The sequence below is a fragment of the Streptomyces sp. NPDC051921 genome (assembly GCF_040680975.1).
In the GTDB taxonomy this organism is placed as follows: domain Bacteria; phylum Actinomycetota; class Actinomycetes; order Streptomycetales; family Streptomycetaceae; genus Streptomyces.
The window spans coordinates 183,805-192,807 of record NZ_JBFAXU010000017.1 but is presented as its reverse complement, the minus strand read 5'-3'; the positions used below and the strand labels follow the sequence as shown (position 1 = coordinate 192,807).

Annotated in this window: 8 protein-coding genes; all 8 read left to right on the top strand. The window is 70.5% G+C overall.

Translation table 11 applies throughout. The features are described from left to right. Nucleotides 1-256 precede the first annotated feature (256 nt). The 8 genes from AB0M16_RS23185 (at nucleotide 257) to ung (ending at nucleotide 8,995) form a co-directional block, all read left to right on the top strand. A complete protein-coding gene (locus tag AB0M16_RS23185; RefSeq protein WP_365345815.1) occupies nucleotides 257-1,390 on the top strand; it encodes an MFS transporter in 1,134 nt (377 codons plus the stop codon). Between the two features lie 333 nt (nucleotides 1,391-1,723). Beyond that, a complete protein-coding gene (locus AB0M16_RS23180) occupies nucleotides 1,724-3,364 on the top strand; it encodes a prealbumin-like fold domain-containing protein (protein WP_365345813.1) in 1,641 nt (546 codons plus the stop codon). A 169-nt stretch (nucleotides 3,365-3,533) separates the two neighbouring features. Beyond that, nucleotides 3,534-4,379, top strand: a complete 846-nt coding sequence (locus tag AB0M16_RS23175) for a HipA family kinase (RefSeq protein WP_365345811.1) — start codon at nucleotides 3,534-3,536, stop codon at nucleotides 4,377-4,379. Beyond that, nucleotides 4,376-4,759, top strand: coding sequence for a DUF3037 domain-containing protein (locus AB0M16_RS23170; protein WP_365345810.1), 384 nt, complete (start codon nucleotides 4,376-4,378; stop codon nucleotides 4,757-4,759). The genes AB0M16_RS23175 and AB0M16_RS23170 overlap by 4 nt, the downstream gene beginning before the upstream one ends. Nucleotides 4,760-4,933: 174 nt before the next feature. Then, nucleotides 4,934-5,695 carry a 3-oxoacyl-ACP reductase FabG gene (gene fabG / locus AB0M16_RS23165; protein WP_365345808.1) on the top strand — a complete coding sequence of 254 codons (762 nt, stop codon included), beginning with the start codon at nucleotides 4,934-4,936 and terminating at the stop codon, nucleotides 5,693-5,695. Between the two features lie 26 nt (nucleotides 5,696-5,721). Beyond that, nucleotides 5,722-6,489, top strand: a complete 768-nt coding sequence (locus AB0M16_RS23160; protein WP_365345806.1) for an SDR family oxidoreductase — start codon at nucleotides 5,722-5,724, stop codon at nucleotides 6,487-6,489. Nucleotides 6,490-6,637: 148 nt separating this feature from the next. Next, nucleotides 6,638-8,218, top strand: coding sequence for an ABC transporter substrate-binding protein (locus AB0M16_RS23155; protein ID WP_365345804.1), 1,581 nt, complete (start codon nucleotides 6,638-6,640; stop codon nucleotides 8,216-8,218). A 93-nt stretch (nucleotides 8,219-8,311) separates the two neighbouring features. Then, complete coding sequence (ung, locus tag AB0M16_RS23150) at nucleotides 8,312-8,995, top strand: uracil-DNA glycosylase (RefSeq protein WP_365345802.1); 684 nt, start codon at nucleotides 8,312-8,314, stop codon at nucleotides 8,993-8,995. The last annotated feature ends 8 nt before the right edge of the window (nucleotides 8,996-9,003 follow it).

The window sequence follows — 9,003 nt, the reverse complement described above, 5'->3', positions numbered from 1 at the left end:
CTCCCCCGCCCGCCCCCCCCCCGCCCCCCCCCCCCCCCCCACCCCCACCCCCCCCCCCCCCCCCCCCCCCGGGGGGGGGGGCCCCCCCGCCCCCCCACCGCCCTCCCCCTGACCGATGGCCGCGGCCCGTCCCGACCGGCGGGCCGCGACAAACTGGAGAATTCCCGTGACCAGCACTGGCAGTAGCGAAGCGACCGCAACCGCACTGCGCCCCCACCAGGCGCCGTCCGAGGAACGGCTTCCCATCCTCAAACTGTTGGCGTTCACCGCCGCAGGCTTCCTGGCGATCATGACCGAGACGATGCCCGCGGGTCTGCTCCCGCAGATCGGGCAGGGCCTCGACGTGTCCGAAGGACTGGCGGGCCAGCTCGTCACCCTGTACGCCATCGGTTCGGTGGTCGCCGCGATCCCGGTGATCGCCGCGACCCGCAGCGTGCGGCGCCGGCCCCTGCTGTTGTGCGCCGTCGGCGGCCTGTTCGTCTTCAACACCGTCACCGCCCTGTCCACCCACTACGGCCTCACGCTCGGCGCGCGCTTCGTCGCCGGCATGGCCTCCGGTGTGATCTGGGGCCTGCTCGCCGGCTACGCCCGCCGGCTGGTGCCCGAGCACCTGCAGGGCCGCGCCCTCGCCGTCGTCGGTGTCGGCCAGCCCATCGCACTGACCGCCGGCGTGCCGCTCGGCACCTACCTCGGCTCCGTGACCAGCTGGCAGGGCGTCTTCTGGATCATGTCGGCGGTCGCCCTCGGCCTGATGATCTGGGTGCGCGTGCTGGTGCCCGACTTCCCGGGCCAGGACGCCGAGCAGCGCCGGCCGATCCGCGAGATCTTCGTGACGCCGGGCATCCGCCCCATCCTCGCGGTGATCTTCCTGTGGATCCTCGCCCACAACATCCTCTACACCTACATCTCCCCGTTCATGAGCAAGGCCGGCCTCGGCGAGCGCGTCGACGTGATGCTGCTCGTCTTCGGCGCCACCGCCATCGCCGGCATCTGGCTGACCGGCATGTACGTCGACCGCAAGCTGCGCGTCCTCACCCTCGTCAGCCTCGCCGGCTTCGCCGGGGCCTCGCTGATCCTCGGCATCGGCTACTCGTCGCCGGTCGCCGTGGTCATCGGCGTGGTCGCCTGGGGTCTGACCTTCGGCGGCGCGCCGACCCTGCTGCAGACCGCCATCGCGGACGCGGCGGGCGACGGTGCCGACGTGGCGCAGTCCATGCTCGTCACCGTCTTCAACCTGGCCGTCGCCGGTGGCGGCGTGGTCGGCGGTCTGCTCCTGGAGTCCTCCGGCGCCACCTCCTTCCCGTGGGTGCTGCTCGCGCTGGCCGCGCTGGCCTTCGCGGTCGTCGGCACCGCCAAGGCGGGCTTCAAGCCCGGTCGTCGCGGCGCCTGACCAGCCCGTACGGCCGCCGGCAGCCCGGTCCCGCCATGGCGGGACCGGGCTGCCGGCATGCGCCGGGGGGCGGGCCGTTCCCCGCACACGGTCCGCGGGGGACGCGGGCCGCCCGGGGGTCCGATGCCCGGCGCGCGGGCGCCCGTTCCGCCGAATTGCGTCATCTTCTCCTTGTAGGAAGAAGCGCCCCGCCGGGCGTCGGCCGGTGGGGGCATTTCGTCCCGTGTCCGGCGTGGCCGTGCGCACGCGGCGAAACGGGACGGCTCCGAGTGCTATTCCTGACGCGCAGTCAGCACATTCCTGTGCTCGCCACTCGCACGAGGAGAACTCCTAGTGACGCCTTCCGCGCGCCCGCGCCGCAGACGCTCGGTCACCCTCCGGCTGGCGGCCACCGCCGCCCTGCTCACCGCCGGCTTCCTGCCGGTCACCTTCGCCACCGCCGACGCCCCGCCGCCGAGCCTCACGGGCAGCGACTTCGAGATCGACGCCGACGCCAACCTGCGGGTCGACGCCGCCGGTGACCTCGACTGGAACAACGTCTCCGAGGTCCGCACGCAGGACTCCCTGTTCACCAACGGACAGGACACCGCCTTCGTCGAGGGCTCCAAGGAGAACACGGCCGTCCCCACGGTCGAGGGCGGCGGCATCCCGCCGAACAAGAGCGACCTGAAGTTCTTCGGCGTCTACCAGGAGGGGACCACCAGCGATGGTTTCCTCCACCTGTACTGGACCCGTGTGCAGGACCCGTCCGGCACCACGAACATGGACTTCGAGCTCAACCAGAGCCGGGTCAAGAGCGCCAACGGCATCACCCCGGTCCGCACGGTCGGTGACTTCCTGATCACCTACGACCTCTCCAGGGGTGGCACGCAGCCCACGATCAGCCTGCGCCGGTGGACGTCCTCGTCCGGCGGCTCCTGGAGCGCGGCGGAGGACCTGTCCGCGGCGGGCGACGCGACCGGATCGATCAACAGCACCGCGATCACCGCGACCGAGGGAGGCGTGCTCGGCGGGCTGAGCCCGCGCACCTTCGGTGAGGCGTCGGTGCGGCTGAGCGCGCTCCTGCCGAGTAACGGCACGTGCGCCAGGCTCGGCTCCGCCTACCTCAAGAGCCGTTCGTCCGACAGCTTCCAGGCGGCCCTGAAGGACTTCATCCCGCCGACGAACATCTCCGTCTCGAACTGCGGCAGCGTCGAGATCCTGAAGACCGACGACCAGGACATGCAGCTCCAGGGCGCCGAGTTCACGCTGTACACGAACAACCCCCCGCTCGCCGCGCCGCTCGGTGCGGAGGACACCGCCACGTCCCTGAAGTGCACGACCGACGCCAGCGGCGTGTGCTCGATCCCCAACGTCCCCGCGGGCGAGTACATCGTCCACGAGACGGTCGTGCCGCCGAACCACGACCCGGCCCCCGACCGGGCGATCACCATCGCCGCTGACGAGGTGGAGCGACTCACCTTCGTCGACCCGAGGCAGCGCGGCGCGATCATGATCACCAAGCTGCGCAAGCACGCCGGCGCCGTCGGCGGCTCCAACCCCAGCGGTTCCGACCAGCCGCACCCGGGTGTGTCGTTCACGGTCGAGGGGGTCACCAAGCAGACGGACGCGAACGGCAAGGTCTGCTTCGACAACCTCGAGCTGGGCACCCACACGGTGCACGAGACCACGCCGGCCGGCTACCAGGGAGAGGCCGACAAGTCGATCCTCGTGAACAACAAGGCGAGCTGCTCGGACGCCCCCTTCGTCGGTGAGACGACGACGTTCACGAACACGCCGCTGTCGAACATCACGGTCTCCTTCCAGCCGCAGGTGGACAACGGTTCCGGCCCCGGCACCAGGGCCAGGATCAGCTGCGGCGCACTGACGGCGACCCCCGCCGACAGCACCCCGACCGTGTACGACGACACCTCCGAGACGTTCCGGGACCTGACCCCGGGCACCTACAACTGCACCGTGGTCATCGACCCGTGACGTAGGCCCCTCGGTACGACCCGACGGCGCCCTCGCTCGACGCGAGGGCGCCGTCGGCGTGTGCTCCGGCGTCCGGACGACTCTCGATCCCCCATGGAGATCACGGTGGCGGAGCGCCGCGATCGCGGGGCAGGACCGGTCCACGGCGGCCGCCGGATAGCCTGGCGGGATGCTTACAGAAGTGACAGCGACCCGCTATGTCACCCCCCTGCGTGAGGGCGGCTCGCTCCCCGGGATCGTCGAGGCCGACGACCTCGGAACGTACGTCATGAAGTTCACCGGCGCCGGACAGGGCCGCAAGACCCTCGTCGCCGAGGTGATCTGCGGGCAGCTGGCCCGCCGCCTCGGGCTGCGCGTGCCGGAGCTCGTCACCATCCAGCTCGACCCCGTCATCGGGCTCTCCGAGCCCGACCAGGAGGTCCAGGAGCTCCTCAAGGCGAGCGGCGGACTCAACCTCGGCATGGACTACCTGCCCGGCTCGCTCGGCTTCGACCCGCTCGCCTACGAGGTCGACCCGAAGGAGGCCGGCCGGGTCGTCTGGTTCGACGCGGTGATCAACAACGTCGACCGGTCCTGGCGCAACCCGAACATGCTCGTCTGGCACGGCGACGTGTGGCTGATCGACCACGGGGCCACCATGATCTGGCACCACAACTGGTCCGGCGCCCAAGCCTCCGCGGCCAAGCCCTACGACGCCTCCGACCACGCCCTCGCGCCCTTCTCGCCGGACGTCGCCGCCGCGGCCGCCGAGCTCGCCCCGCTGGTCACCCGGGAACTGCTGACCGAGGTCGCCGCCGAGGTGCCCGACGAGTGGCTGGTCGACGAGCCCGGCTTCGACGGCACCGACGCGCTGCGGGCCGCCTACGTGGAGGCCCTGCTGCCGCGCGCCGCCACCATCCACGAGCGGATCACCCTCGGACCGCGCACCGACCGGCGCCCCCAGCAGCCGCCCGGCTGGCTCGCCGACCGCCTCGCCCCCCGGCAGGGCGCGACTGAGAAGGACAGCACCCCGTGACCGACCGCGATGTCTTCGAGTACGCGCTGCTGCGGGTCGTGCCCCGCGTCGAGCGCGGTGAGTGCTTCAACGCCGGCGTGGTCGTCTACTGCCGCGCCCGGTCCTTCGTGGCGGCCCGCACCCATCTGGACGAGGCCAAGCTGGCAGCGCTCGACCCGGGCGCCGACGTCCTCGGCGTACGGTCCGCGCTGCACGCGGTCGAGGGGGTCTGCACCGGCGGCGAGGCCGCCGGGCAGGCCGCCCCCGACGACGCCGGACGGCGCTTCCGCTGGCTGATCGCGCCCCGTTCGACGGTCGTGCAGCCCGGCCCGGTGCACACCGGCCTGACGACCGATCCCGAGGCCGAGGTGGAACGTCTGCTCGATCTTCTCGTGCGCTGAGTGATCCGGTGCACCCGGTGGGCCGTTGACACCGGGTGCCAGGGCTTCTAGCGTCTCGTCTGCGGTCGATACTAAGCGGTCGCTCATCTCCGGAAGGTCGGGTGTCCGGGAGAGCGGGCGGCACGCGGGGTACGGACCGTATCCAGGGACGAACCAAGGGCGAGGAGAACCAGCATGTCCACCACCGAGCAGCGCGTAGCCGTCGTCACGGGTGCGGCGCGGGGCATCGGAGCCGCCACCGCGATCCGGCTCGCGGCCGAGGGCCGCGCCGTCGCCGTACTCGACCTCGACGAGGCGGCCTGCAAGGACACCGTCGAGAAGATCACCGCCGCCGGCGGCACCGCGCTCGCCGTCGGCTGTGACGTCTCCGACAGCGCCCAGGTGGAGGCCGCGATCGCCCGGGTCGCCGCCGAGCTCGGCGCCCCGACGATCCTCGTCAACAACGCGGGCGTGCTCCGCGACAACCTGCTCTTCAAGATGTCCGAGTCCGACTGGGACACCGTCATGAACGTGCACCTCAAGGGTGCGTTCCTGATGGCCAAGGCCTGCCAGAAGCACATGGTGGACGCCGGCTTCGGCCGGATCGTCTCGCTCTCCTCCTCCTCGGCGCTCGGCAACCGCGGCCAGGCCAACTACTCCGCCGTCAAGGCCGGCCTGCAGGGCTTCACCAAGACCCTCGCCAAGGAGCTCGGCAAGTTCGGCATCACCGCCAACGCCGTCGCCCCCGGCTTCATCGTCACCGAGATGACCGCGCAGACCGCCGAGCGCGTCGGCATGGGCTTCGAGGAGTTCCAGGCGGCGGCCGCCACCATGATCCCGGTCCAGCGCGTCGGCAGGCCCGAGGACATCGCCAACGCCATCGCCTTCTTCACCGGCGACGACGCCGGCTTCGTCTCCGGCCAGGTCCTGTACGTGGCCGGCGGCCCGCTCAACTGATCCGCGACTGGGAGGAGTTCACGCACATGAGCGCGAAGGAGCTGCCCGAGCTCTCGGGCAAGGTCGCCCTCGTCACCGGCGCCAGCCGGGGCATCGGCTACGGAGTCGCCGAGGCCCTCGTGGCCCGCGGCGACCGGGTGTGCATCACCGGACGGGGCGAGGAGGCCCTCAAGGAGGCCGTGGAGCGGCTCGGCGCCGACCGGGTCATCGCGGTGCCCGGCAAGGCGCACGACGAGGCCCACCAGGCCGCTGCGGTCGAGGCCACCATGGAGGCCTTCGGCCGGGTCGACTACCTGGTGAACAACGCCGGCACCAACCCGGTCTTCGGCCCCATCGCCGAGCTCGACCTCGGGGTGGCCCGCAAGGTCTTCGAGACCAACGTGGTCTCGGCGCTCGGCTTCGCCCAGCAGACCTACCGGGCGTGGCAGAAGGAGCACGGCGGGGCGATCGTGAACATCGCCTCGGTCGCCGGCATCTCCGCGTCGCCGTTCATCGGCGCGTACGGAATGAGCAAGGCGGCCATGATCAACCTGACCCTGCAGCTGGCGCACGAGTTCGCGCCGAAGGTCCGGGTCAACGCGATCGCGCCGGCCGTCGTGAAGACGAAGTTCGCCGCCGCGCTCTACGAGGGCCGGGAGGCCGAGGCCGCCGCCCCGTACCCGCTCGGCCGGCTCGGCGAGCCGGCGGACATCGGCGGCGCCGCCGCATTCCTCACCTCGTCCCAGTCGGACTGGATCACCGGTCAGACGCTGGTCGTCGACGGCGGCATTTTCCTGAACGCCGGTGTCGGCTGACCGGTATCCGGACACTTCCCTGAATTATTGACCGGTTTGGCCCCGGTTATACGACGAATGCCTTGAGTGCCCCGCCCGGGCTGGCCATTGACCTGGCGGGGCGCTGCGGTATCGTCTGCCGATCCCTGGCCGAACGAGGAGCGTGCACGTGTTCAACCGGACCAGTCTGCAGGCCGCTGCAGCCCTTGCGTCCATATCCCTCCTGTCCGGATGCAGTGTGTTTTCGGACGGTGAATCCGCAGCGGAACAGAGAATCGTCGTGGGGACGACGAGTTCTCCCACGACCCTCGATCCGGCGGCCGCCTGGGACAATTCCTGGGAGCTTTTCCGGAATGTCTTCCAGACTCTGGTGAGCTTCCCGACCGGCAGTACCAGCCCGCAGTCGGACGCCGCGGACTGCCAGTTCAAGCAGGGCTCCTCCAGCCGGGTCTTCGAGTGCCAGATCCACGACGGGCTGACCTTCTCGAACGGGCACAAGCTGGACGCCGAGGCCGTCAAGTACTCGATCGAGCGGATCCGCACGATCAACTACAAGGGCGGCCCCAACGGCATGCTGGGCTCCCTGGACAAGATCGAGGTCCCCGACCCCCGCACGGTGGTGTTCCGGCTCAACAAGCCGGACGCGACCTTCCCCTTCGTCCTCGCCACCCCGGCCATGTCGATCGTCGACCCGGCCGAGTACTCGGCGGACAAGCTCCGCGAGGACGGCAAGCTGGTCGGCTCCGGCCCGTACGTCCTCGACTCGTACACCGAGGGCGACAAGGCCGAGCTGACCCGCAACCCCAGCTACAAGGGCTTCGCCGCCCCCAAGAACGGCGGCGTGACCATCCGGTACTTCAAGGAGTCCGAGGCGATGGTCGCGGCCCTGAAGAAGAAGGACATCGACGCCACCTACCGCGGTCTGACCGCGGCCGAGGTCATCGAGCTGCAGACCGACAAGCCCGAGAACCAGGGCCTCCAGCTCGTCGAGTCCACCGGCGCCGACATCCGCTACCTGGTCTTCAACACCAAGGACGACGCCGCCGCCAAGCTGCCTGTCCGCAAGGCCATCGCCCAGCTGGTCGACCGCGAGGAACTGGTCAACAAGGTCTACCAGGGCACCGCCGAGCCGCTGTACTCCATGGTTCCCAAGGGCATCGCCGGCCACACCACGAAGTTCTACGACCGCTTCGGGCAGCCCGACAAGGCCAAGGCGAAGGCCATCCTGCGCGCCGCCGGCATCACCAAGCCGGTCAAGCTCGACTTCTGGTACACCACCGACCGGTACGGCTCCTCGACCGCGCCCGAGTTCGCCGAGCTCAAGCGCCAGCTGGAGGAGTCCGAGCTCTTCGAGGTCACCCTGCACGGCAAGCCGTGGAAGGAGTTCCAGGCGGGCTACCAGAAGGGCCAGTACCCGGTCTTCGGCCGTGGCTGGTTCCCCGACTTCCCGGACCCGGACAACTTCATCGCCCCCTTCGTGGGCAAGGAGAACGTCCTCGGCACCCCGTACGTCAGCCCCCGGATCACCGACGAGCTGCTCCCCAAGTCCCGGCGCGAGAGCGACCGCGCCGCCGTCACGGACGAGTTCACCGAGGCGCAGGAGATCATGGTCCAGGACGTGCGGCTGCTGCCCCTGTGGCAGGGCAAGCTCTACATCGCCGCGAGCGAGGACATCGCCGGCGGCGAGCGGGCGCTCGACCCGCAGACCGTCATGCAGATGTGGGAGCTCAGCCGCCGCACCAGCTGGTAGCGGTCGTGGGACCCGGGCGGCGGACGGTGTTGTCAGTGGGCCCCGGTAGGTTCTCGTTCGGAGTAATACGAAAGCCCACCGGAGGTTGTTGACGTGACCGACACCGACATGCTGCCCGAGTCCTGGCGCGGCGTCCTCGGCGAGGAGCTGGAGAAGCCCTACTTCAAGCAGCTCACCGAGTTCGTCGAGGAGGAGCGGGCCAAGGGGCCGGTCTACCCGCCGCGCGAGGAGGTCTTCGCCGCCCTCGCCGCCACCCCGTTCGACAAGGTGAAGGTCCTGGTCCTCGGCCAGGACCCGTACCACGGCGAGGGTCAGGGCCACGGGCTGTGCTTCTCGGTCCGCCCGGGCGTGAAGACCCCGCCCTCGCTGCGCAACATCTACAAGGAGATGCAGGCCGAGCTCGGCCACGCGATCCCCGACAACGGCTATCTGATGCCGTGGGCCGAGCAGGGCGTGCTGCTGCTCAACGCGGTCCTCACGGTCCGGGCCGGCGAGGCCAACTCGCACAAGGGCAAGGGCTGGGAGAAGTTCACCGACGCGGTGATCACGGCCGTGGCCTCCCGCCCCGACCCGGCGGTCTTCGTCCTGTGGGGCAACTACGCCCAGAAGAAACTGCCGCTCATCGACGAGGAGCGGCACGTGGTCGTCAAGGGCGCGCACCCCTCGCCGCTGTCGGCGAAGAAGTTCTTCGGCTCCCGCCCGTTCACCCAGATCGACGAGGCCGTCGCGGCCCAGGGGCACGAGCCGATCGACTGGCGCATCGCCGACCTCGGCTGAGCCTCGCC